This is a genomic window from Desulfovibrio subterraneus (assembly GCF_013340285.1).
GTDB lineage: Bacteria > Desulfobacterota > Desulfovibrionia > Desulfovibrionales > Desulfovibrionaceae > Halodesulfovibrio > Halodesulfovibrio subterraneus.
In genome coordinates this window covers 1,145,917-1,168,134 of record NZ_BLVO01000013.1, presented here as the reverse complement: position 1 = coordinate 1,168,134, position 22,218 = coordinate 1,145,917, and the positions used below count along the sequence as shown (strand labels likewise).

Sequence of the window (22,218 nt, the reverse complement as noted above, 5' to 3'; positions counted from 1 at the left end):
GGCAGGACACAGGTTATGACCGATACTCCCAAGAAAACTCCCACAGAACCTGAAGTAGCGCCAGCAGTTGCTCCCGATACCCTTTCAGGGGGGGCCGCTCCTGTTGCGGCCGACACTCCGCCCGGTGGTTCCAACGATTCCTCGGGCGGCGCTGCTGACAATACCATACATATAGTCGATTGTCGCGAGGAAGTGGCAGGCCTCTCAGCAGAGGAATTTGCCCACCCCGCGGACGCGGCCGAGCACATCCAGAACCTGACGCTTGAGAAGCAGGTCTGCATGATGCGCCGTCTTACTGCGGAAGATGCCGCGGAAGCGCTTGCCGAAATGGAAGAGCGCGCGCAGACGGACATTCTGCAGAACCTTGATCCCGACGTTGCGGCCCGAATCCTGGGCGAGATGTCTCCTGACGATGCGGCAGACGTTCTGAGTGAACTCGACAGCGTGCACCGTGACAAGTTGCTCGAATTCGTCGAAGCCGAAGACGCCGAGGAAATCCGCACCCTGTTGTCCTTTGACGAGGACACTGCGGGCGGCGTCATGAACACGGAAATCATCATCCTGAATGACCACCTCACTGCGGATCAGGCCATCATGCACATCCGCCGCGAGATGGAAGATAAGGAAATTCCGTATTACGCCTACATCGTGGACGAAAAGCAGCGTCTTGCGGGCGTGCTGTCGTTGCGCGACCTTCTGCTGTGCCGTCCCGGTTCGATTCTCAAGAATGAACTTTCCGACCAGAGCCTGATCTCCGTACTCTTTGACGTGGACAGAGAAGAAGTGGCTCATGCCCTTGCCCGATACGACTTCATGGCACTGCCAATCGTCGACTACGAAGGGCGTCTGCTCGGTGTTGTAACGTACGACGACGTCATCGACATCATCCATGACGAGGCATCGGAAGACATGCTCGGCATGGTGGGTGCCGGTCAGGACGAAACCGTGGATACTCCGTGGCTGGAATCCGTGAAGGTGCGCCTGCCATGGCTGCTGGTGAACATGTTCAACTCGGCGATTTCCGCCTGCGTGGTGTACATGTTTGAAGGCTCCATTGCATCCATGGCCATTCTGGCCGTGCTGATGCCCATTGTGGCCAACCAGGCGGGTAACACCGGGCAGCAGGCACTTGCCGTTATGATCCGGCAGCTCGCCGTTGAGAAATTCGACCGCAGAAAGTCGTGGGTCGCGGTGCTGCGTGAGGCCAAAATCGGGCTTTTGAGTGGTCTGATTATCGGTATTGTGGTTATGTTCGCCGTATTCGGCTTTACCCACAATCTGCGCCTTGCGCAGGTCATGTCCGTAGCACTTGCTCTGGACATGCTGCTGGGAGCGCTTGCCGGGGCATCCATTCCGCTTATTCTGAAGGAACTGGGGCGTGACCCTGCTCAGGCTTCCAGCATATTCCTGACTACGCTTACTGACGGCGCAGGCTTCTTCATCTTTCTGGGGCTTGCCTCGCTTGTTCTGCTCTGAAGCCGACAGGTTTATAGCAAATGTAATAAAGGCCGCTTCCCCGGGGAAGCGGCCTTTTTATTGGTGTTGATGGGTCTATTTTATGCTGCGCAGTCTGCTTCTTCAGGGCGGAAGCGTTTTGCAAGATAGATGAAAGGCGTATCCAGCAGGGCGACAATGCTTTTGAAAATGTAGGTTGTAATTACGATCTCAAAAAGGACTTCCGCAGGATATTCACCCCAGAATGCGAGCACGCAGAAGACGGTGGAATCCAGCATCTGGGATACAAGGGTAGATGCGTTGTTGCGCAGCCACAACGCGCGTCCGTTGGTAACGCGCTTCCAGAAATGGTAGGCCCATACGTCGTGCATCTGGGAAAGGAGATAGGCTGCCAGAGATGCGAACGCCAGCCGAGGCATGAAACCGAAGATGCCTTCAAGCAAGGGCTGGGCAAAGTCGTTCTGCGCGGGAATGAACTTGAGCGCTACCTGCATGTAGAGAGTGGCCATGAGCAGGGTGACAAATCCCAGAAGCACGCCTTTGCGGGCTTCCTTTTTTCCATGGAATTCACCCAGAATATCCGTGGCAAGAAACACACCCGCGTACAGGATATTGCCGAGTGTGGTGGTCATGCCGAAAAGCTCAACCGTTTTGAGCACCTGTATGTTGCATAGCAGCAGGTTGAAGACGATGAGGCCGAACAGGCCGGTCTTTCCGAACAGGCGGTATACGGCAAGCGTTAAGGTCAGATCGACGATGGCAAAGCCTATCCACAGGATCTCGTTCACGAAACATGTCCTCACAAATAGTAAAAGGGGCCGGAAGAACCAGCCCCTGTCTTGAATGATCGGGGATGCGGGGATCGTTTTGTCTTATTTGCGAAAGGGCGTCAAGCTGAGCCCCCCTTGTGTCAGATCGCGGCGGAGCTGCACTTGTTCAGACAGTAGTCGGGCATGCAGACCTTGTTTCTTCCCTGCGCCTTGGCCCTGTAAAGGGCTTTATCTGCTTCAAGGATAAGGTCTGCGGGAAGCTGCGTCGATTCCTTCTGGCTGGAAAGACCGATGCTGATTGTGATCGGAATGCGGACCGCCTCATGCATGAACGTATAGTCCGCTACTGTGATACGCAGGCGTTCCGCCAGCTGGGCAGCAGGTTCTTCCTGTGTGTGCGGGAGGATGATTGTGAACTCCTCTCCGCCGTAGCGGGCGACATAGTCCGTGGTGCGCAGCGTGCTGCGCAGCAGGGCTGCCAGCTCCTTGAGTACCGTGTCTCCGGCCTGATGGCCATGCATGTCGTTGATCTGCTTGAAATGGTCAATGTCCAGTATGAGCAGCGACAGGGGGTGACTATAGCGGATGTGCCGGTCAACCTCTTCCTTGAGCCGGTTATCAAAGTGCCTTCGGTTGTGTACGAGCGTCAGACCGTCCAGGTCGGCATGCTGCTTCATCTGGCGGTAGAGCATGGCGTTTTTCAAAGCCAGCGCAAGATGCTTCATGGCAGACTTGAGTATCTGCACCTGATCTTTGCCCAGATGCAGGTCGGAACGGGAGAGCAGAGCCACTGCACCAAATGTCTCGCCTGCGGTCTTCAGGGGCAGAATGGCCACCTTGCCGGGCTCGGGCATAAGGTCGTCTGCCTCTTCCTGACAATGGATCTGTTCGCTCGTGTAGTTCCTCACCTTTCTGCCGGAGAGTTTTTCAGCGCCGCCGAGGAGCAGATTTTCCCATTCCTTGCGGGCGGGGTGATCATCGTTGGCTGAAATATAGAGGCTCGCATCAAGGTCACGCCCTGTGCCGGGTGCCCAGCATATGGCACCCATGGCTGCTATCGGCAGCAGGGTGGCAAGCTCTTCCTGGGCGCTTTGCAGAATCTCGGACGGCTCAAGGCTTTCCGTTGCACGGGAAAGAAAGGACACAATGAAGGACAGAATGTCGTTCTTGCGCTCAAGCAGCTCCCGTTCAAGACATATTTCGCGCGTCATGCGCATGATGTCGTGATACAGATTATGCGTTTCGGACGTACGCATGAGCACGTCCTTGATGCGTGATTCGGTCAACGGCGGTTTGATGACATCGGTAAAGCCGTTATCGAGCGCTTCTTCAAGCTCCTCCATGCGGTATTCGCCGCCGAGCAGAAGAACGCGTGGAATGATATCGAGATGGCGCGTGGCCGTATGAGGCAGAGTTTTGATCTCATCCCATGCTGTCTTGGATATCCACAGGATACAGGGCTCGTCCTTGTCCATGGCTTCGGCGTCAGGGACGGTTCCCGATGGCAACGAGATAAGAGTGAACTCGGTGTTGCCGACCGAGTCAATGAGGGCGGCATCATCGGGCAGAAGTCCGAGGCCCCACATTGTCTTTTTGTTAGTACCGCGCATAGCGTGAATCCCTCCCGGAGAAACGGCATAATCTGCCCATTCTTTCAAATTAGACGTGGCGTTGCCACTAACCTTGCAAGATGAGGACCATATCAGGCCCCGTATTTAGCCGGGTTCGGGATATTTCAATGTATTTGAGCTGTTGGGCTTGGTTTTGCTGAGAAGAGTTTGAATTGCTGTAAGGTTTCTTGCTGCCGACGAGTGCAAGACGGTTCGGCGGGAGTTCAGGCAATTGATAATGCTGTCAGAAAAATGGCACCATGTGCCTCTGGTGGCATGAGCATTGCCGGAAACCGAATGACAGGAAGAGGAATGTGCTAAAAAGGCAGAGGGCGGGCGAGACTGGCGCGTGGAAAAACCGGTTTGACAATGGCCGGAATATGTGTCCTTTTCATTTCATGAAAAACACTGGTATTTGGGGAACCTTGCATCCTTTTTTCGAGGGTGGCGAGATTATGGGCCGCAGCGTGGCCAACGAAGGATTCATCCGTGCGTTGTTACGGAAAGACCCCTTTGCCGCGTATCATTTCTATCTTTCCGACAACAACCAGCTTTCCATCCTGCGTGAGCGGCTCGCCAAGGAGTTCGGCGGCATGCTGCGTGATGGTCGGTTCGTGCTGGGTACTCATGCTCAGTTGCCGCAGGCTCTCAGGCAGTACGATTTTCACTGTTTTCATCTGTCAGACTGTCTGTTGCATAACAGCCAGCTCGCCATGCTGCGCAACCGGTATGCACGGCGTATTTTTCCCGTTACGGGTTGTACCCATACCCTCAGCTATGCCCGCTATATGCCTCTGTTTCTGCAGCAGATGTGGGCGGGAACAAGCGCACGGGATGTGGTGATAGCAACATCGCGCGCTGCCGTGGGTATGGTTTCTTCCGTTTTTGCACGGCTGGGCAGGGAATATGGCGCGGAATGTAACGGCTTTGCATTGCCGGACATAGAGCGCATTCCTCTCGGCATTGACCTGTCTTCACTTCCTCTGCCTGACAGGGCTACACGGCATGCTGTTCGTGCGGGGCTGGGGGCAGGAGATAATGATACAATCCTTCTGGCATTTGCCCGCATCTCCCACTATTCCAAGATGGACCTGCTGCCCTTGCTGCGCGCTATCCAGCGGCTTGGCCGCATGGGGATAGGTCAGGAAACCCTGCATCTGGTTGTTGCCGGTTTCATGCAGCAGGGCGATACCACGCCGCATGTGCTGGGAGGCTTTGCCAAGGCGCTCGGCATACGGCTGCACGTTATTCCTGCTCCCTCCGATACGGAGCGGAACAGGCTGTACGGCGCGGCGGATATATTTGTGTCTCCTGTGGATAACATGCAGGAGACGTTTGGCCTGACGTTGCTTGAGGCAGGGGCCATGGGGCTGCCTGTCGTTGCTTCAGACTACGACGGCTACCGCGATCTTGTGGTTGATGGAGAAACGGGACTGCTGGTGCCGACGCTCGGTCCCGCCGCCACGCTTGATATTGATATGTTGTCACACCTCGTCTTTGATACCGCTACGCATCTGGAAATGGCCCAGCGTACGGTGGTGGATGTGCCAGCTCTGGCCGGGGCTCTGCATGCGCTGATAGCAGATCCGGAGGCAAGGCGGCGTATGGGCGCGCAGGCGGCCCGTCATGTACGGGCAAACTACGGCTGGGAAGCCGTTATCGGGCAGTATCTGGCCCTGTGGGACAGGCTGAACAGCCTGCCCGTGAATGAGTCTGCCCTCCGCTCTGCCCAGCATCCTTTGCGCACGGCGTATGCTGATCTGTTCGGCGGGTATCCTTCTGCAGGACTTACCGCTGACATGCAGATCAGGTGGAGCCGCTCCGGTGAGGCTGTGTATCGGGGAGTCGAGCAGCCGGTTGTCTATGAAGGTGTGGCGGATATTGTGGATGCGGAGCTTCTCCGGTTCATGCTCTTCAGCGCCCGCAAGGGAATTTCTGCGGGAGCGTTGACCGTACTTGTCGCAGACAGAATGCGACAGGTAGAACGGGCAGAACGGGCAAACTCTTCTGCTGAAAGCGGCGCGGAACCCGGTTTCGGAAACGCTGACTCGGCACTACCTGACTCGGCACTACCTGACTCGGCACTACCTGACTCGTTTGAGCCTGACCCGTCCGTGTCTGACCTCTCTCAGCCCGCCCCGGGCGTGACGGATTCGCCTATGATAGAGTGCCGTGCGCAGGCGCTGCTGCTCTGGGCGCTCAAGCACGACTTTCTGGAGCGGATACCGCAATGAGTAGAACAGAGGGGATGCAAGGAGCCGGTATGGGCGGTCTGGATATGGGCTGCCACGGGGCCGATGGCTCGGAGGCTGACGCGCACCACGCTGCCGATGATATTTCCCGCTCCCCGTGTGCAGCTGATACACGGCAAGGTGTGCTGCACGGCGCACTGCTTGGAGTGCATATGCACACGGTGTTGGCGTGGCGTGGCGGTGCCGCAAGGGTGGCGTCCATGCTCCGGTACGGTCTTGAGGCCTGTGACGTACGCTGCTCCGCCAGCTGCGAGGTGAACGACGCAGGAACGGCGCAAGATAACACCATGCCGCACACTCCGGTAGCCGGGGCATCCATTGCCGGTCCCATTACCGGTTCCAATGTCGGTTCCGTGGGGGCAGGGCGGTTGCTGCATGTGCACGGTTCCCTTGATTGGGTCGCCTGCCTTGAGTCGATCGCCAAAGCGGCACGGCCCGCCGTTATCACACTGCACGACTGTTCCCTTCTGACGGGGGGCTGCCCCTATCCGCTCGACTGCCCCGGAATTTTCGAGGGCTGTCTGACTCCCTGCCCGCGCGGGTATGCAAACGCCACAACCGAACAACGCAGGCGGCACAAAGCCTTGGCCGAGGCGCATCGTCTTGCAGGCGTGCAGCTCGTTTCCCCTTCCGGCTGGCTGAAAGGGCTGGTCAGGTCCGTGCTTCCGCAGATGCCATGCTCGGTGGTGCCCAACGGGGTGGAGCCTCCCATGCAGGGCGTTACGCGTAGTGCGGCCCGAAAGAAGCTTGGCATAGACCCCGACGCAAAGCTGGTTCTCTTCATGGCGCATGGGGGAGAGCAGGCCGCCTATAAATCCGGCGACCGGTGGCAGGAAGTATGGCAGTCCATCCGGCAGCGTGCGGACGGAGTGTTGGGCTTCATGGTCGGGGGCGAGGTGCATGACAGGGGCGGAGACTGTATACGCTGGCCCTATCTGGATCGTGAACACGCGCAGCTTTGCATGGCCGCGGCCGACTGCTTTGCTTATCCGACCATTGCGGATAATCACCCGCTGGTGGTGCTGGAAGCCATGTCGCTCGGCTGTCCCGTGGTTGCCTTTGATGTCGGGGGGCTGCGGGAGCAGGTGCAACATGGTGAAACCGGCCTTCTTGTCCCTGCGGGCGACTGGCCGGGCTTTGTGAATGCCTGCGTATCCGTGCTCAGTTCAGCGGGAACACGCCGTGCTCTTGTTGCTGCCGGTATTGAGGCATATGCCCGCAAGTTCACGCAGGATAGAATGGTGCGGGGCTACCTTGCCCTTTATGCCCGCGTGCTGCAGGCATAATTGAAACGCCTGTAGTGCAGCGGCGGCTGGGGCATCCATTCTGTTCTGCCGCACCCTGTCTATGCAGTAATCAGTGCATCAGGGTATTACCTGTCTTCGCCAGCTTCCACACCTGCAAGCACATCGCAGGGCTCAACCTGTTCTTCCACTATATCACGAAGAATCCCCAGGACCTGACGGGCTGTGGGTTTGTGGTAGAGCATGCCTATGTGGCTTACCAGCGGCGTGCGTTCTTCAATCCATGCGGCATTGCGGATATGCAGCCCCTCCTGCGGGAGGACCATGTTATCCAGTGCGGATGACAGGCTGTAGCAGGGGATGCTTGGCGAGATATCGTTGGCTTCAATGGTACGAATCAGCGGCCCTCTGAAAATGATGCTGCGGCACAAGCCTCCGGCACCTAATCCGGCTAGTTTGCTGCCTTGATGAGGGGTACCAAGGGTAATGACCCCGGCCACACGTTGATCATTCTCCGCACGGGAGAGCCAAGCCCGTATAATGAGTCCGCCCAGACTATGCCCCACAAGCACCGGTTTGTGGTCAGGCGCACTTGCTTCCAGTTTGGCTACATTCTCATCCAGCTTGTTCACCAGATGCTCAACGTTGGTCAGAAAGCTCAGATAGGTAAAAGAGTGCAGATTCGAGAAGCCCGCCTGTTCGAACCAGCGGAGGTATGCCAGCCATGCCGATGCGTTGTGATAGAGGCCGTGAACAAACAGTATGGGAGGATTGGTGGAAGAGGCCGGGGATTGTTTTTTTACACGTAGCCGGGTTGGAAAAAACGCCAACGGGTAGGTTGCGGTAACCATGATGAGACTCATCAAGCTCATACCCAGACCACGCAGAATGCAGCCTGCACGGGTGCAGACACCCGGATGGGGGCCATAGGGACGGCTGCCCTCCTCGTACCAGAAAAGCAAATACGAGATGAGGGATATGATAATCATGACCGCGAAATAGAGCTTAATCAGTAGCCAGATCATTGTGGTATTCCTATGGAGAATTGTTTTGCCACGCAATAGCAGGAAGCAGGAGATGGAGCAACGCCGACAGGGGGGGATTGAGCGTCGGAGGGGGGGAAGGGAGCAGGTTTATTCGTCTGTATTCGACACAACAGAACCTGCTTCACGGACATGCGTTACGCATGCCCGCAGAGCTGCCTGTAGTCTGCCAGTATACGGATGATGAATTCTTTCCGGCTGATGGGCCGAATGCTCCGGTAGCAGAAAGAGCTGGCCGGTAATCAGGTTATTTTGCTGATGACTTTGCCGGTCGTGGCTTCGATGGTGGGGTGTATGCTCACAGTCTGCGGCATTTGAGGCGATGCAAGCCCCAGCGAATTGAGGTTTTTGAAAACCTTGCTCAGCATGCGCTGATTATTGCTCGCGTAGGAATGGGAAACCGTTGCCAGCGCGGTGATGGCATCCCACATTGTGGATCTGTCGAACGTCATGGTGTTTTCCCCCATGCAATGGAATTGTCCTTACATGACATCTCCGCAGCATCCCTCACCATCCGTGTTCGGAATCATCTGCCCGGGGCGGAAAAGCCCCTTTTTCCGGCCTTGTCGTTCCTTGACGCATTAAAGGTAACGCATTACTGTTTTGCTCACAAGGAGCATCCAGCTTCTTTTTTCTGACCTTTCCGGAGAACATCCTTGATTCGAAATTCCATTATTACCCGATCAATAGTCTGTTTTGCTGTTATGGCGTTTCTGGTTTGCGGAGTTGCCCTGCACGATTCCCGTGCTGCTGATTCTGTAGAAACCGGCATGGCAAAGGACGTGGAGGCGGGCCTTGATACTCTCATCAAGGCCGTGAGGGACAAAAACGGCGCAGTGGATGCAGCCGACTTTGCCCCTGTTCTGGACTTCGCTCTGGCATCAAACACTCCCGATGCACAGAAGGAAATGCCCCGCAAGCGCGAGCAGGGATACGGCATCTTCATGCGTGAAGAGATTCAGGTTCCCATGGAGAAGCTGGTCCGCTATTGCTACGATCCGGCCATTCCGCCGTCGGTACTCTTTCCCAACTCCATCCGCAGAGGCCACTGGCTCGCGGGCAGCGATATCCTCACCAAGGGGGCAAAGTTGTGGGAAGTGCTCGGCGGGCTGGAAGAACCTGTGGTTATGCGCGGCGTTGAATACGAGGAAATCACTCCTGACGAGTTCAGCGGCTCCTACTACGGCTATAACCTTGACAGACTGCTCATCGTGATGCCCTACAAAGGACACCGGATGTTCGTTTCCGTCTCCCGTCAGCAGGATACTTCCTCCGTCGGCAAGAAGGGAGCGATTGTCGGCAAGGATACCAACTGGGACTATGTCTATACCAACGAAGACGGTGCCACAGCCCGTGGTATAGGCTGGATGGACACGTATATGTACGATTCCTCCACTGTGACCGTATTCTTTGATAAGGGCCCCGGCAGCAGGACCACCCAGTATACCGTGTTCAAATGGTTGAAGGCGGGCTGGGCGAATCTCAACGTGGTAAAGCGCAGCCACATCATTTCCGGTACGCGGCGTTTCCTCGACGGCTTCCGCCGTATCATCGAGGATTCCAACCTGCCTCCGGCAGAGGACATTGCACAGCAGATGCGGCATTTCGAGTCTGCTCCCGAAGCTGAACTCGTGGCTTCTCTGCAGCCCTTCTGTCGCAAGGTTGAGCTCGTGGCTGCCAAGGACGACGTACTTTCCCGCAGCGAGTTCCAGAAGCTTATCAAGGATGCGGGCTATGCCGATCACCTTAATAAAGATGAGCTGATCAACGACCTGATGAAGCAGTTCATCAAGAGCCGTCTGGGTATTGTTCATGTAAGCGGCTAAGCCGCACTGCATAAGAATTCTGAAAGGCCGGAGTGTAACGCTCCGGCCTTTTTTATTATTCTGCGGGACGGGCAGGGGGGATGGGTCCCGCTGCCGGAAGGAACGTGTAATAGCTCAAATGCGGTGCTCAAGGGTGTCCAGGGGAGCGCGGAAGCAAGTCCGCCATCGGTCTTTTAAGCGGTCGCCAGAGACGGTGTGGAAAGCTTCGGGGGACGAGGTGGGCTACAAAGAGAAGTTCATGGCGGAGTATGGATAGAGCGGATCGGAAAAAGAAAAGCCCGGAAGGTACTTCTACCATCCGGGCCGCAAAGTTCTTTGTGGGAGAAGCTAAGAAAGAAAGTTCTTTACGCCGGTGAATATGATCTGCGCGGAAAGAGCTGCCAGTACCAGACCGGTGATCTTGGTCATGATGGAAAGGCCGATGCCGCCGATGATCTTCTCCACCTTGGGGGCAAGGTAGAGCAGGGTGCCCAGAGAAAGGATGGCGGCAACCAGAGCGGCGGTGCCTACAGCTAAGGCGGTAACCCCCTTCATCTGTGCACCAAGAATGAGCAGGGCACCGGTGGTGGCGGGGCCAACCGTAATGGGAATGGCAAGCGGAACAACGCTTATGTCGCCTTCCAGATCCGGCTTCACGGCTGTCTTGGTGCCGCGCACAAGCTCAACAGCGGAAAGAAAGAGCAGAGCGCCTGCACCGATGCGGAAGGAATCCAGCGTAATGCCGAAGATGGCAAAGATTGTGTCACCGAAGAAGAACAGGGTGATGCAGATGATGACAACTGCAAGGGTGACACGTAGCGCGATTTTCTTCTGTCGCTGTGCCGGCATGTCCTTTGTCAGGGCCAGAAACATGGTCATGACAAAAAACGGGGCAAGCACGAAGAACATCTTGATATATGTGGAAATGAACAGCGTGATGTGTTCCATGATGGTTTCCTTGTTTGTGAGTTGCGGCAAGTAGGGTAATTCCATTCTATATCCCAATGGGAAGGCGAAAGGAACACAAAATGTAATTGGTCAAACCACTGGTGGATGGTTTTTTCTGCTTCTTGTTATTTCAGATAGTTACACGTTTTCGAATCTTTGAAGATCCGGGTTCCGGCGGGTTGTGAAAAAAAAGTGATTTGTGAAGACGAAAGGCTTGTACGCTCTTGTTCCTGTGTCTTCAAGGGGTTGATTGATAAAACAACCATGATTTATCATTGGTTCAACCAATCGATATGTCGACGATCTTCGGGTTTTTATGGTATGGTTCAAGTCCGTCACATGTCCCTCATCCGGCTTGGGGTTTGCCCGATGGCTCAAGGGACATATCAGCAGGGTCCGGTGCCGTATTCTACGGTTTCGGGCCTGATTAACGAAGCGAGAGGAATAATGGGTAATAATCCAGCAAAAGTGAAAACAGTCTACTATTTTGGCACCTGTCTGGTGGATATGGCCTATCCCAAAGCAGGTATGGCCGGTATCAAACTGCTGCAGCGTGAAGGCGTGGAAGTTATTTTCCCGCAGGAACAAGGCTGCTGCGGCCAGCCTGCCTACAACTCCGGTTTCCGTCAGGAAGCAAAGGATGTTGCATGGAAGCAGGTACAGATTTTCTCCGGCAACAACTATCCTATCATCGTGCCTTCCGGGTCCTGTGCCGGCATGATGAAGTATCACTATCTCGAGTTGTTCAAGGATGATCCGGAATACTACGAAGTGAAGAAGTTCTGTGACCGCGTGCACGAACTCACTTCTTTCCTCAACACTGTTCTCAACGTGCAGTACACCGATAAGGGTAATCCTGTTAAGCTGACCTGGCATTCTTCCTGTCATGCCCGTCGCGAAATGGGCTGCACGGATGATTCCAAGGCCCTTATCCGTCAGCTCAAGAACGTTGAGCTGGTTGAGATCGAGCGCGAGCACGAGTGCTGCGGTTTCGGCGGCACCTTCTCCATCAAGCAGCCTGAGATCTCTGCGGCAATGGTTCATGATAAGGTCGAAGATATCAAGAACACCGGCACCCGCAAGTTCCTCACCGGCGACTGCGGTTGCATGATGAACATCACCGGCCACATGGGAAAAGAGAAAGTAGCCATCGAAGGCCAGCACATTGCTGAATTCATTCTGGAGCGCATCAATGGCTAGCAACGCAAAATTCAATTTCAAGCAGAGCATTAATGCAGCCCTTGCCGACAAGCAGCTGCGCGCCAACTTCAAGTTTGCCACCGATGCCCTGCGCGGCAAGCGCCTTGCAGTGTTCTCTGACCCCGTTGAAACTGCACATCTGCGCAAGGTAGGCAACGGTCTTAAGCGTAACGTGCTGACCAAGCTGCCCCAGCTGCTCGAACAGCTCGAAGCCAAGTGCAAGGAAAACGGCATCATCGTTCACTGGGCTGAAACCGTGGACGAAGCCAACAATATTGTGCTCGACCTCATGGAAAAGCACAGCGCCCACAAGATGGTGAAGGGCAAGTCCATGGTGTCCGAGGAAATGCACCTGAACAAGTTCCTCGAAGACAAGGGCAAGCTGCCTCTGGAAACTGACCTTGGCGAATACATCATTCAGCTGAACAATGAGCCTCCGTCGCACATCATTGTTCCCGCGGTGCACAAGAACCGCAAGCAGATCGCCCAGATCTTTGCCGATAACATCCCCGGTGTTTCCTACACCGAAGACACTTCCGAACTTCTCGTTATTGCCCGCCGTCAGCTGCGCGAACATTACCGCACCGCAGACATCGGCCTTTCCGGCGTGAACTTCGCCATTGCCGAATCCGGCACCCTGTGCCTGGTGGAAAACGAAGGCAACGGTCGTATGTGTACTGCTGTTCCGCCCGTGCATGTTGCCCTGATGGGCCTTGAGAAGGTGGTTGAAAAGCTGGAAGACATTCCTCCGCTGTATCGCCTGCTGTGTGGTTCTGCCACCGGCCAGCGTATCACCACCTATTTCAACATGATCAAGGGACCCCGCAAGCCCGGCGAAAAGGACGGCCCCAAGGAAGTCCACCTCATCATTCTGGACAACGGCCGCTCCAAGATCCTTGCCGACAAGCAGCTGCGCCAGACCCTGCAGTGTATCCGCTGCGGTACCTGTCTGAACCACTGCCCCGTATATACCCGCATCGGCGGCCATGCATACGGTTCCACCTACCCCGGCCCCATCGGTGAAATCCTGATGCCGCAGGTGGAAGGTCTGGACAAGAAGGGCAGCCTGCCCACAGCCTCTTCGCTGTGTAATGCCTGTGAAGAAGTATGTCCGGTCATGATTCCGATCCCCAACCTTATCCGCCGCCTGCGTGACGAAAGCTACGACATGGACGGCGACGGCGTTGTGAAGGGCCACGGTTACAAGAAAAGCCTTGTGGAAACCATGGTCTGGAAGGGCTGGAAGCTCACTCAGGTGAACTCTACCTGCAACAAGCTCATGCTCATGGGCGTGCAGTGGTTCGGCAACATGCTTCCCAAGGTTGGTCCGTTGAAGGCGTGGACCAGTGTCCGCACCTCTCCCAAGTTCGCCCGTCAGAGCCTGAAGGATCTGGCGAAGAAAGAGGGTATCCGTAATGAGTAATACTAGCGCCCGCGAAAATATATTCGCCCGTCTCCACAGTGCCAGCATCTCCGGTGCTTCCTATGTTCCCGCTGCCGAGAAGTGGGTTCCCGCTCCCATCGAAGACAAGGCCGCACGCGTTGCACGCTTTGTGGAACTGATGAGCGCCATGCGCACGGAAGTGCATCAGGTCAAGGGCGACGAATGGATCGGCAAGCTTCAGGAAATCATGGCCGAACGTGGTCTCAAGAACCTCGTATATGGTCAGGATACCGATATCTCCAAGAAGCTTGAATCCGCATGGAAGGGCAAGAAGGATATCGCTCCGCTCGTTCCGTGGACTGCCGATGTGGAAGAATTCCGCGATGAGCTTTTCGAAGCTTCTGCCGGCATCACCACCACCATGGGCGGTATCGCAGAATCCGCAGCCATGATTCTGTGGCCTTCTCCTCAGGAACCCCGTCTTCTGTCCCTTGTTCCTCCGGTACACTTTGCCGTGGTCAAGGCCGACAAGATCTGGACTTCCTTTGCTGAAGCCATTGAAGCTCTGGACTGGAACGCTAAGGCTCCCACCAACGCGCTGCTCATCTCCGGTCCTTCCAAGACTGCAGATATCGAACTGATTCTGCAGTTCGGCGTGCACGGTCCCACGGACCTGATCGTGTTCGTTGTAGACTAAACGCAGCCGTCGGTTCGCCGACTCGCAAATCAGAGCGCCGGAAGATTTCTTCCGGCGCTTTTTTTCAAGGGGTTGCCAGAGCGCGTGTGGTATTGCTTCCTGCTCTCTGAACGGATATGAGCCGGACGGCACCCGTCTTATCACTTTGCCGGAGGAAAACATGAGCAGCTACTATCGACATTTCAAGGGGAAGTATTATCAGGTAATAGGCACAGCGCTGGATACCGCGACCGAAGGGCTCGTGGTGGTGTACCGCACTCTGTATGCCTCTGAATATGCTTTGTTTACACGCCCGTATGATGAATTTTTCGGTTCGGTCTCCCGCACCGGAAGGGCCGATGAACCTCGCTTTGCTCCTGTGGACTGGTCGGAAATGCCTGAAGAGGCCCGTCGGAATGTGCTGACAGTTCTGCCCCTTGCCGGGGAGTGATTCAGTAGTTTTTTAAAAGCATGGCTGCAGCTTGGATAATCATCGCAACATGCTGTTGGTGTTCAGGCTGTTTTCTGTTGAATTGTGTGAAAAAATACACATTTTCATCTGCTTGCAAATTATCCTTGCGTCCTGTAGCAAGGCATTTACCGTTTTATGAAACTGGCGTGCAGTGCCCGCCACATAAGGAATTGTGAGAATGAGCGAAAAGGATATGCAGCAGGAACCCCGTGAAGAGGCAGGCTCTGCCAAGGCCGCTTCCAAGGGGACCGGCCCCGGCGGACTGGGGGCCATGCTCAATGAAAAAGAGCGTAAATCCCTGCTTGCTTACATTGCTCTGGGTGTCATCATTGTGGAGTTTGTGGTTACGGTGGTGGCCATTCTGCACGGTGTCACCAATATGCAGACTCTGCCTGACGGAGCCATGGAATATACCTTCCCCTGGAAGGCGTACCTTGTATCCGTGTTTCTGGCACCTGTCGGGGTAATGTTCATCATACAGATAATCGGCATGGGATTCTCGCGCATCATTCAGGGTGATCCGGAATTTTCGCAGACTGCTCACGAGCTGATGCCTGAAAAGATGAAGCGCTGGGTGGGCCTTGTGCAGGGTATGCCCACCATTATCATGCTCGCCGGTCTGCTGCTTGTGGGGCTTGTGCTCTACAACATGGATGTGGTGATGAACTTTCTGCTCAAGCTGGGCGAAACGGCTGCAGAGCTTGCCTTATGGGTTGGTATTGGCCTTTTTGCCGCGTGGCTCATCAGCTACATCGCAAAGCTTTGGCTCATGTACCGCACACGAAAGATGACGGAAGAATACGCATTCCGCCGTGAGGTGCTTGAACGCACCGGCATTGCCATTATTGACGGCAAAACGGCCATCACTGCTGACGGGCGGATGCTGACTGCCGGAGGCGAATCAACAGGCAAGACCATTGAGGCACTTCCCGTAGGTTCTTCTTCCGGTGGGAACCAGATGCCGCGCAGTTTGCCTGCCGGCCCTTCAAATGTTGACGAGTAGCGATATTTTTTTCTGATTGAATGAACCCCGTGCCTTGGTACGGGGTTCTTTTTTTGCGGTATCTCATAGAGATTTTGCGGGTGGTGCTTTGATTCTGTAGGTGAAGAATCATAAATTTTGCTGTATCTAAACGAACAGCTCGATCAGGGAGGTAAAGGGGATGTCTGTTCGTCGTGTAGTGGGCTTTATCTGGATGTTCCTTTTTATGCTGCATACTCCGGCTATGAGTGCAGAGCCTTTGCTCGTGCTCTATATGGAGAGACCTCCTTATTATTATACATCCAAGGAGGGTAAGCCCTCCGGTTTTCTTCTCGAGCAGGCCATGGCGGTTTTTGCCAAGGCCGGAGTACCGTTCCGCACCCGCTCTCTTCCTGCCAAACGCATTGTCCAAATGCTCAAGGAAGAGCAGTTGAATGCAGCTTCGGTAGGATGGTTCATGACCGAGGAGCGGCGGCAATGGGGCGTGTTCAGCTCTCTGCTGTATCATGATCAACCGCTGGTGGCACTTCACAGAAAAGGGGTTTTGAACGGGAAAGACGGAGAGATAGACCTGAGTGATTTGTTGAAAGACCGGAATGTTACTCTAGGTGTTATTGATGGTTTTTCATACGGAGAAAGCGTTGACGAGAGTATCAAAGAATATTCTCCGAGGCGGTTTGTGCTGGTTGGCGATCAGGTGCAGCTTGCGAAAATGCTTGGAGCAGGGCGGATAGACTATATATTGGCCGCGCCGGAAGAGGTGCATTATCTCTTGTCTCAGGCAGGTTTGCGTGAAGACGAATTCGGGTTTACTCTGTTACGTGATGTGCCGGGGGGCAACAGTCGTTATATTTTGTTTAGTAAAGCGGTTGATGCTTCGACAATACGAAAGGTTAACGATGTTCTCAATGAGTATTGCCCGCGATAATATATGGTGGGACTTGAATAAGAAGAAAAGCGGCCTTTGGTAAAAGGCCGCTTTCGTATTTCAAAAGTCGAAGCTGCGATTAGCTGCAGCTGCCTGCGCTGGAGCAACCACCGCAGGAAGAACCGCCGCCCGACAGGGCGTTTGCGGATTCGACAGTGAAGCCCATGTAGGACAAGTCGATTTTGATGGCGCCGGTCTGCGCAAGCAGGGCGCTATTGATGGCGAAGGTGAATTCCTTCTCGGTAAATACGGTGTCTTCTTCGTTCGGCTCATCCAGAGCCAATGCCAGTCGGGGGCCGCTTCAGCCACCGGGGGCAAGGTAGATGCGAATGCCGGACTTTTCCTTATCCGCAAAGTACGCCGCAAGTTCCTTGTGGGCGCTTTCGGTCAGTGTAAACATTGCTTTCCTCCGCTTGGGTGTAGGAGGTACAAGTACGTACACCCCAAGAGATTGTCAATGGATACGGGGCATAGTTATAGATTTCACAACTACCTTGCGTTGATAAGGCACGATGATTCTAAGTAATTGTTCCTGATTCAAAACGGTATTTTTGGGCGTGAAATAAAAAAACGGCCCGTAAGGGCCGTTGGTACTTGTCTTGTAGACAAGGCTATGAGCAGCAGGATGAGGAAGATCCGCAGCCGCTGCAGCCGCCACCGCCCATGCTGGGCAGCGGTACTTCGGGAACCACGGCAAAACCGCCGCAGGAAACCGAAATGGTAACGCCCTTAACCTGCTCATGCAGGTCTTTGTTCATGGTAAAGGTGTAACCGCCAACATCCAGAGTCGCGTCGTCATCTCCGGGCTCGTCAAGGGCCAGTGCCAGGCGGGGGCCACTGCAGCCACCGGGGGCGAGATATATGCGGATGGGGGTTTTGTCCTTGTCGGTAAAGTAAGCGTCAAGTTCGTTCTTGGCGCTGGGGTCAAGAGTAACCATGGTACCTCCGGTTCGGATGGTGCTCGTCATTTATGGAGTCTATAAAAGACGAGAGAGTGTATTGATTTTTTAAATATATCAAATTATTGAACAAATGTCAATTGTGGGTGTCGGCATGGGCATTGCGTTGTGGGAGGCATCTGTCTATAAGAGATGATAATCGGGATGATGCAGGTTGAGCTGGCGCTCGCTCCCGCTGAGTGAGCCCGATGTGATAAATGTGAACACGCAAGGTTGGAGCACCATGTCTGATGATGTGATGATTCTGTCGGAAGAGGAAATGCGCCGCACACTGGAGCGGCTGGCCTATCAGGTGTTGGAACGTCATGGAGAGTGCGTCGATCTTTGCCTCGTTGGAATCCAGCGACGCGGCGTTGACCTTGCCGCCCGCCTGCGTGCCATTCTCTCGGAAAGGCTCAAATGTGATGTGCCGCTCGGCGCTCTGGATATAAACCTGTACCGCGACGACTGGACCAGCCTTGAGTCGCAGCCCATGATCAACAGGACAGAATTGCCCGGTGATATTGACGGCAAGATTATTCTGCTGGTTGATGACGTTCTTTTCACGGGGCGCACCATTCGGGCTGCCCTTGAGGGAATTCTTGATTTCGGCAGACCCAAGTGCGTTGAACTGCTGGTGCTTGTGGATCGCGGGCACCGGGAACTGCCAATACACGCCGACTATGTGGGTAAGACCATGAACACGGCCCGTAACGAGCGTGTGGATGTGCTTATCAAGGAGCGTGACGGTAAGGATGAGGTCCTGCTTCGCGCAAAGGGATAGCTTAACATAGTCATGGATATTTCAGCCTGCATCGGTTCCGGTGCAGGCTGTTTTGTTTTCGTGGTCGTCAGGTGGTACCGGGATCAATGACCTTATCAAGGGCTTTGGTGAGCGTGTCTATCTGGTATGGCTTTTCAATGAAAGTGCATACGCCTTCCTTGCGCATTTCTTCGAGAGCGTTTTCTCTGGAGAAGCCGGAAGAGAGGATGACCCGGACATATCCGATTTGTGGAGTGTGTGAGATGGGGTTTTGCTCATAGTTATTGATGATGAGCCGCTGTTGCGGGAAACGCAGATCTCCTTTCTTGAGGATTTGCGATATGCTGTGGATCAGGCTGTTGACGGGAGAGCTGTTTTGAATCCCCGCTGCAGTGCTGGGGCGCGCCTTGAAGAGGCGCTGCCCATGAATGCGGGATGGTGATTTACATCTTTTAAAACAAACGTTGGTGCCTGTGGGGCGGATTTGATGTATGGTTCAAACTCATTTCTGTCAGTTCGGCTCGCTTTGAAGCTGAACAAGGAGAAGTAAATTGGGTTTGGCTTGATACTGTTCGTTTTTGCACGTGGGCTGTTGTGCCAGAGCTTGTGCAGGCGCGGCGTGCTGCGCATGAGATTGTGAGAAGAAAGCGGAAAAGGACAGCGCCATATTGCTTGCTCTCCGCTTTGCCGCTCTCATCCCGCAGGTGTGTGATGATTGCCGGATGCAACGTGTCCGGTGGTGAGCCAAATCCTGAATGTGACTATCAGGAGAAGAATATGAAGTGGAATCGTGTACTGACGTTGCTCTGTGTTGCCCTGAGCATATTCATGCTTACGGCGTGTGGCTCGTATTTCTCAAAGCAAAAGGATGGCCGCGAGGCTGCTCCGGAAGAGGTTGTGGGGAAGGTTTGGGGGTGGGAATCTACCATAACACCCGTCGAAACCATCGTGGCAGCTGATTCCGAACGCTACACCATGCTGCTTACGGACGAGAGCAGGGCGCAGATGCGCTTTGATTGCAACCGTGGTGGCGGCGTGTATGTCCTTGAAGAAGGGAAGATTACGTTCGGTAACATGTTCTCAACCCGTATGGCCTGCCCTCCTGACACGCAGGATATGGTGTACATGCGCGATTTGCACCGGGCGCAGTCGTTTTATGTTGAAAACGGCAAACTCTACCTGATGTTGCCTTATGACAGCGGCACTATGGTCTTTCGCGAACTGCCGGCAGAAGCTGCAAAGTAATCAGGCTTCGATGATTATGAAGGGAGGAACGGTTGTTCCTCCCTTTTTTATTGAACAGCTGCGGGTGTATTGGCCCTGGCCGTTTTGGGGCAGCGGGGGCGTAGGCGATTGCTTGCGCGGCAGTACAAAAGGAAAGGGTTTCACGGTCTGGTGAGACGGCGTGAAACCCTATAAATTCCTTGAATGGTGGAGGCGGCGTCCACCACATTTGACGCATAATCGACTTATTTAAATGAATATTTTTTTGAACATCTGGAAATGTACCCCCATATGTACCCCCGGTTTTACTGGTGAGATTTTGGGGGGATTGGTTTGCAGAAGAATTCAAAGCCAGCACTGTCATATCCAATCCCCTTGAGGACAGTCGTGCAGCGTTTTCCAGAGAGTTCTAATGAAACGGATTGCCCAGCGCGTAGCTCATGGGTTTTGTTGTTTATTGTCACGGTAGCAATTTCAAGTGCTTGAGATGCTCTTGATAGTCCCACAGCTATTTCTCCGCCCAAAAGTGTTCTTGACTGGTTGTTTTTGAGGGTGAAGTTTTCATTTTCAGACATCAGTCTGTTGTATTTTTCTTCTAGTGCTTCAATTTTTTTATTTAACTCTATATTTTCTTGTTTAAACTTCTCAATATCAGATGATAAGGTTTTGTTTTTAATTTCCAATTCTTTGTTCTTGTTTATTGTATCTGTATAGTCATTTATATTTTTTGCATTTTTCTCTAGTTCTGTAAGGGTTGTGTTTAGGGTGTTTAGTGTCTTCGGAATGTTAAACTTTTCAAATTTTTCGTACATATCAATGTCATGCTTAAGGCTTGCAATGTAGCTTTCGTTGGCTCTATCGCAATACTTGCTAGTTTCTGCGATGGTGATGCCGATGATCGTAACAATAACAGCAAAAAGTGCTATTTTTTGACTGGTGTTCATGTTGTCCGCCTTGGTGTGGTCGAAAATATATGTGCTTATTGTCTTTTTATGTCTGCTGCGTCAAGTTGTGCAGAGTAGCAAAAAAAGCCTCTACCGAAACGGTGGAGGCTATTGAAGAAGGCTTTGGTGTGATGCTGGGGTTAGTTGTCAAGCCCGTTTTTCTTGGCTTCAATCCAGGCGTTTATGGCCGAAAGGTGCCAGAAGGATATGTGGCCGTCTTTTTTGGGGGCGGGGAACTCGCCGTTTTCAATGCGGCGGTAGAGGGTCGCCCGGCTGAAAGGAACCTTACTCAAGACCTCGGGAAGTCTCAAGAGGCGATCCTGTGTACCGTTCTGGCTTGCTGTAGTGGTTGCGGGTTGGGTCTGCATGGTTACGCCTCCTGTCGGTCTATTTTGATACCTATACAAATCAATTCTACGTCGCCCCCGTAGCACTCTAGAACCGCCGTCCGATCTTCTTCCGGCAGGGTGCTTGAATGGGCCACTTTTACGGACTCTACAACACCCTGTAGGCGGCTGTGGCTGCCGTAACCGCTGGATAGGGTAACAGGGCGGCCAACGGTTACTTTGTCCAGGTTCCACCGCTTCGATACCTGGCGAAACTCGGTGTGCTTTTCGCCGCGCACGAAGGCTTCAAAGTATCGGCGCATGAGGGGCAGAAAGAGCGGCTTCGCGTTCATGGCTATTTCCTGAATTCTTTTATTACAGCGTTGGCCCGTTCAAATGCTTCTTCCAGCGTGAAGCGAGTATTATCGTAGAAACTCTGAGTGCGAGATGATGGCAACGGCTCATATTCCCATTTCCCTTTGCGAGTCAAAACATAGCCGCCTCTGTAAACACACCATTTTCCTTCCCCACGGGCTTCTATGTTCACTTCCCTTTCGCGTATCAGGCCTACACAAAATGATGTGGCCATGTTTAGACGCGTCTCAAGATGTTTGGCGTGAGATAGGAGGGCGGCGTAGTCGGAGTGCATGACGTATTCGCCCTCAGAGCTTAGTGCCATGGCGCACCAGCAGGCGCGGATCGCTTCTTCCGCTTCTGGAAGGAATTTGTATCGTTGAACCATCACTCGCCGCCTACCGCAGTTTTACAACCTGTTCGCCATGCTTCCTTGTACTGGTGCGACCAATAGCCAGACGCACACCAGACAACAGCCTTGTCGGAGAATTCATAGTGCCTTGCCGCAAGGTGCTTCTCTGCCGATTCGCGACTGAAAAACGGTCCGGTTATCATTTGGGCGACAGAGCGTGGGGCGGGTTTCATCATTTGCATGGGGTCGATTATCAACCAGTATGGGGCATCGACGCATTCGTTGTTGTCGGAAATTTCGAGCTGAACGCTGATTGGCACGGCTACGCCTCCCTTTTCTCTTCCAGGTTTCCGGTCTGCACTTCCAAGACGTGCAGGTTACCGCCGAAGGCCGCGCCCATTTCTGCGCGATCTTTGGCGATGATCTGCGCAGTGTGCGCGTCTTCGGCCTTCACGGGCACCAGGACCCGCAATGCAACTTCTACGGTGTATTCTTTCTTCATGGCTTTGTGTGGTGTGCCGGGGGCTATGGGCCGCCCCCGGCGTTGT

General features: G+C 54.1%; 25 protein-coding genes. 12 read left to right on the top strand and 13 right to left on the bottom strand.

Annotated features, from left to right (window positions below):
* The first annotated feature begins 15 nt into the window (after positions 1-15).
* Positions 16-1,476 carry a magnesium transporter gene (mgtE, locus tag HUV30_RS12195; RefSeq protein WP_174405714.1) on the top strand — a complete coding sequence of 487 codons (1,461 nt, stop codon included), beginning with the start codon at positions 16-18 and terminating at the stop codon, positions 1,474-1,476.
* Between the two features lie 80 nt (positions 1,477-1,556).
* Here the strand turns inward: mgtE and HUV30_RS12190 are convergent, their stop codons facing one another.
* Together HUV30_RS12190 and HUV30_RS12185 are read right to left on the bottom strand one after the other, a co-directional pair.
* Positions 1,557-2,243, bottom strand: a complete 687-nt coding sequence (locus HUV30_RS12190) for a queuosine precursor transporter (RefSeq protein ID WP_174405713.1) — start codon at positions 2,241-2,243, stop codon at positions 1,557-1,559.
* Between the two features lie 122 nt (positions 2,244-2,365).
* Positions 2,366-3,835 (bottom strand): sensor domain-containing diguanylate cyclase, encoded by a 1,470-nt coding sequence (locus HUV30_RS12185; RefSeq protein WP_174405712.1) that lies wholly within the window; start codon positions 3,833-3,835, stop codon positions 2,366-2,368.
* Positions 3,836-4,290: 455 nt separating this feature from the next.
* Here HUV30_RS12185 and HUV30_RS12180 point away from each other — a divergent pair, with 455 nt between their 5' ends.
* Together HUV30_RS12180 and HUV30_RS12175 are read left to right on the top strand one after the other, a co-directional pair.
* Complete coding sequence (locus HUV30_RS12180) at positions 4,291-6,069, top strand: glycosyltransferase family 4 protein (protein WP_174405711.1); 1,779 nt, start codon at positions 4,291-4,293, stop codon at positions 6,067-6,069.
* Between the two features lie 29 nt (positions 6,070-6,098).
* A complete protein-coding gene (locus tag HUV30_RS12175; protein ID WP_174405710.1) occupies positions 6,099-7,373 on the top strand; it encodes a glycosyltransferase in 1,275 nt (424 codons plus the stop codon).
* Positions 7,374-7,459: 86 nt separating this feature from the next.
* Here the strand turns inward: HUV30_RS12175 and HUV30_RS12170 are convergent, their stop codons facing one another.
* On the bottom strand, positions 7,460-8,356 hold the full coding sequence (locus tag HUV30_RS12170; RefSeq protein ID WP_174405709.1) for an esterase/lipase family protein: 897 nt from the start codon (positions 8,354-8,356) through the stop codon (positions 7,460-7,462).
* A gap of 260 nt (positions 8,357-8,616) precedes the next feature.
* On the bottom strand, positions 8,617-8,826 hold the full coding sequence (locus tag HUV30_RS12165; protein WP_174405708.1) for a hypothetical protein: 210 nt from the start codon (positions 8,824-8,826) through the stop codon (positions 8,617-8,619).
* 204 nt (positions 8,827-9,030) lie between these two features.
* On the opposite strand from HUV30_RS12165, the gene HUV30_RS12160 reads away from it, so the two are divergent.
* On the top strand, positions 9,031-10,200 hold the full coding sequence (locus tag HUV30_RS12160) for a hypothetical protein (protein ID WP_174405707.1): 1,170 nt from the start codon (positions 9,031-9,033) through the stop codon (positions 10,198-10,200).
* 327 nt (positions 10,201-10,527) lie between these two features.
* Here HUV30_RS12160 and HUV30_RS12155 read toward each other — a convergent pair whose 3' ends face one another.
* A complete protein-coding gene (locus HUV30_RS12155) occupies positions 10,528-11,127 on the bottom strand; it encodes a MarC family protein (protein ID WP_174405706.1) in 600 nt (199 codons plus the stop codon).
* Between the two features lie 447 nt (positions 11,128-11,574).
* Here HUV30_RS12155 and HUV30_RS12150 point away from each other — a divergent pair, with 447 nt between their 5' ends.
* From HUV30_RS12150 to HUV30_RS12125, 6 genes are all read left to right on the top strand, one after another.
* Positions 11,575-12,327 carry a (Fe-S)-binding protein gene (locus HUV30_RS12150; RefSeq protein ID WP_205245215.1) on the top strand — a complete coding sequence of 251 codons (753 nt, stop codon included), beginning with the start codon at positions 11,575-11,577 and terminating at the stop codon, positions 12,325-12,327.
* Positions 12,320-13,750: a LutB/LldF family L-lactate oxidation iron-sulfur protein gene (locus HUV30_RS12145; protein ID WP_174405704.1), complete on the top strand. Its 1,431-nt coding sequence runs from the start codon at positions 12,320-12,322 to the stop codon at positions 13,748-13,750. The genes HUV30_RS12150 and HUV30_RS12145 overlap by 8 nt, the downstream gene beginning before the upstream one ends.
* On the top strand, positions 13,743-14,408 hold the full coding sequence (locus tag HUV30_RS12140) for a LutC/YkgG family protein (RefSeq protein WP_174405703.1): 666 nt from the start codon (positions 13,743-13,745) through the stop codon (positions 14,406-14,408). The genes HUV30_RS12145 and HUV30_RS12140 overlap by 8 nt, the downstream gene beginning before the upstream one ends.
* 160 nt (positions 14,409-14,568) lie before the next feature.
* Positions 14,569-14,838 (top strand): DUF1653 domain-containing protein, encoded by a 270-nt coding sequence (locus tag HUV30_RS12135; RefSeq protein ID WP_174405702.1) that lies wholly within the window; start codon positions 14,569-14,571, stop codon positions 14,836-14,838.
* A gap of 199 nt (positions 14,839-15,037) precedes the next feature.
* Complete coding sequence (locus HUV30_RS12130; RefSeq protein ID WP_243452167.1) at positions 15,038-15,862, top strand: hypothetical protein; 825 nt, start codon at positions 15,038-15,040, stop codon at positions 15,860-15,862.
* 160 nt (positions 15,863-16,022) lie between these two features.
* Positions 16,023-16,769 (top strand): substrate-binding periplasmic protein, encoded by a 747-nt coding sequence (locus tag HUV30_RS12125; RefSeq protein WP_174405701.1) that lies wholly within the window; start codon positions 16,023-16,025, stop codon positions 16,767-16,769.
* Positions 16,770-16,848: 79 nt separating this feature from the next.
* On the opposite strand, the gene HUV30_RS12120 is transcribed toward HUV30_RS12125, so the two are convergent.
* Complete coding sequence (locus HUV30_RS12120; protein WP_174405700.1) at positions 16,849-17,169, bottom strand: IscA/HesB family protein; 321 nt, start codon at positions 17,167-17,169, stop codon at positions 16,849-16,851.
* 211 nt (positions 17,170-17,380) lie between these two features.
* The gene (locus HUV30_RS12115) at positions 17,381-17,707 is read right to left on the bottom strand and encodes an IscA/HesB family protein (protein ID WP_174405699.1); all 327 of its coding nucleotides are present in this window, start codon (positions 17,705-17,707) and stop codon (positions 17,381-17,383) included.
* Positions 17,708-17,951: 244 nt separating this feature from the next.
* On the opposite strand from HUV30_RS12115, the gene pyrR reads away from it, so the two are divergent.
* A complete protein-coding gene (gene pyrR / locus HUV30_RS12110) occupies positions 17,952-18,491 on the top strand; it encodes a bifunctional pyr operon transcriptional regulator/uracil phosphoribosyltransferase PyrR (RefSeq protein WP_243452166.1) in 540 nt (179 codons plus the stop codon).
* Between the two features lie 756 nt (positions 18,492-19,247).
* Positions 19,248-19,715, top strand: a complete 468-nt coding sequence (locus HUV30_RS12105) for an META domain-containing protein (protein WP_174405698.1) — start codon at positions 19,248-19,250, stop codon at positions 19,713-19,715.
* Positions 19,716-19,999: 284 nt separating this feature from the next.
* On the opposite strand, the gene HUV30_RS12100 is transcribed toward HUV30_RS12105, so the two are convergent.
* The 6 genes from HUV30_RS12100 to HUV30_RS12075 all read right to left on the bottom strand — a co-directional run bounded on the left by HUV30_RS12100 (position 20,000) and on the right by HUV30_RS12075 (position 22,172).
* A complete protein-coding gene (locus tag HUV30_RS12100) occupies positions 20,000-20,638 on the bottom strand; it encodes a hypothetical protein (RefSeq protein WP_174405697.1) in 639 nt (212 codons plus the stop codon).
* Between the two features lie 140 nt (positions 20,639-20,778).
* Positions 20,779-21,006: a helix-turn-helix transcriptional regulator gene (locus HUV30_RS12095; protein WP_174405696.1), complete on the bottom strand. Its 228-nt coding sequence runs from the start codon at positions 21,004-21,006 to the stop codon at positions 20,779-20,781.
* A gap of 2 nt (positions 21,007-21,008) precedes the next feature.
* Positions 21,009-21,317: a hypothetical protein gene (locus tag HUV30_RS12090; protein ID WP_174405695.1), complete on the bottom strand. Its 309-nt coding sequence runs from the start codon at positions 21,315-21,317 to the stop codon at positions 21,009-21,011.
* 2 nt (positions 21,318-21,319) lie between these two features.
* Positions 21,320-21,706, bottom strand: a complete 387-nt coding sequence (locus HUV30_RS12085) for a hypothetical protein (RefSeq protein WP_174405694.1) — start codon at positions 21,704-21,706, stop codon at positions 21,320-21,322.
* Positions 21,706-21,990, bottom strand: coding sequence for a hypothetical protein (locus HUV30_RS12080; protein WP_174405693.1), 285 nt, complete (start codon positions 21,988-21,990; stop codon positions 21,706-21,708). Before HUV30_RS12080 ends, HUV30_RS12085 begins: the two co-directional genes overlap by 1 nt.
* Before the next feature lie 2 nt (positions 21,991-21,992).
* On the bottom strand, positions 21,993-22,172 hold the full coding sequence (locus HUV30_RS12075; RefSeq protein WP_174405692.1) for a hypothetical protein: 180 nt from the start codon (positions 22,170-22,172) through the stop codon (positions 21,993-21,995).
* Between the last annotated feature and the right edge of the window lie 46 nt (positions 22,173-22,218).

Coding starts and splice junctions, on each gene's coding strand:
- mgtE (WP_174405714.1), top strand. CDS start 16: ATGACCGATACTCCCAAGAAAACTCCCACAGAACCTGAAGTAGCGCCA.
- HUV30_RS12185 (WP_174405712.1), bottom strand. CDS start 3,835: ATGCGCGGTACTAACAAAAAGACAATGTGGGGCCTCGGACTTCTGCCC.
- HUV30_RS12180 (WP_174405711.1), top strand. CDS start 4,291: ATGGGCCGCAGCGTGGCCAACGAAGGATTCATCCGTGCGTTGTTACGG.
- HUV30_RS12175 (WP_174405710.1), top strand. CDS start 6,099: ATGGGCGGTCTGGATATGGGCTGCCACGGGGCCGATGGCTCGGAGGCT.
- HUV30_RS12170 (WP_174405709.1), bottom strand. CDS start 8,356: ATGATCTGGCTACTGATTAAGCTCTATTTCGCGGTCATGATTATCATA.
- HUV30_RS12165 (WP_174405708.1), bottom strand. CDS start 8,826: ATGACGTTCGACAGATCCACAATGTGGGATGCCATCACCGCGCTGGCA.
- HUV30_RS12155 (WP_174405706.1), bottom strand. CDS start 11,127: ATGGAACACATCACGCTGTTCATTTCCACATATATCAAGATGTTCTTC.
- HUV30_RS12150 (WP_205245215.1), top strand. CDS start 11,575: ATGGGTAATAATCCAGCAAAAGTGAAAACAGTCTACTATTTTGGCACC.
- HUV30_RS12145 (WP_174405704.1), top strand. CDS start 12,320: ATGGCTAGCAACGCAAAATTCAATTTCAAGCAGAGCATTAATGCAGCC.
- HUV30_RS12140 (WP_174405703.1), top strand. CDS start 13,743: ATGAGTAATACTAGCGCCCGCGAAAATATATTCGCCCGTCTCCACAGT.
- HUV30_RS12135 (WP_174405702.1), top strand. CDS start 14,569: ATGAGCAGCTACTATCGACATTTCAAGGGGAAGTATTATCAGGTAATA.
- HUV30_RS12130 (WP_243452167.1), top strand. CDS start 15,038: ATGAGCGAAAAGGATATGCAGCAGGAACCCCGTGAAGAGGCAGGCTCT.
- HUV30_RS12125 (WP_174405701.1), top strand. CDS start 16,023: ATGTCTGTTCGTCGTGTAGTGGGCTTTATCTGGATGTTCCTTTTTATG.
- HUV30_RS12115 (WP_174405699.1), bottom strand. CDS start 17,707: ATGGTTACTCTTGACCCCAGCGCCAAGAACGAACTTGACGCTTACTTT.
- pyrR (WP_243452166.1), top strand. CDS start 17,952: ATGTCTGATGATGTGATGATTCTGTCGGAAGAGGAAATGCGCCGCACA.
- HUV30_RS12105 (WP_174405698.1), top strand. CDS start 19,248: ATGAAGTGGAATCGTGTACTGACGTTGCTCTGTGTTGCCCTGAGCATA.
- HUV30_RS12100 (WP_174405697.1), bottom strand. CDS start 20,638: ATGAACACCAGTCAAAAAATAGCACTTTTTGCTGTTATTGTTACGATC.
- HUV30_RS12095 (WP_174405696.1), bottom strand. CDS start 21,006: ATGCAGACCCAACCCGCAACCACTACAGCAAGCCAGAACGGTACACAG.
- HUV30_RS12090 (WP_174405695.1), bottom strand. CDS start 21,317: ATGAACGCGAAGCCGCTCTTTCTGCCCCTCATGCGCCGATACTTTGAA.
- HUV30_RS12085 (WP_174405694.1), bottom strand. CDS start 21,706: ATGGTTCAACGATACAAATTCCTTCCAGAAGCGGAAGAAGCGATCCGC.
- HUV30_RS12075 (WP_174405692.1), bottom strand. CDS start 22,172: ATGAAGAAAGAATACACCGTAGAAGTTGCATTGCGGGTCCTGGTGCCC.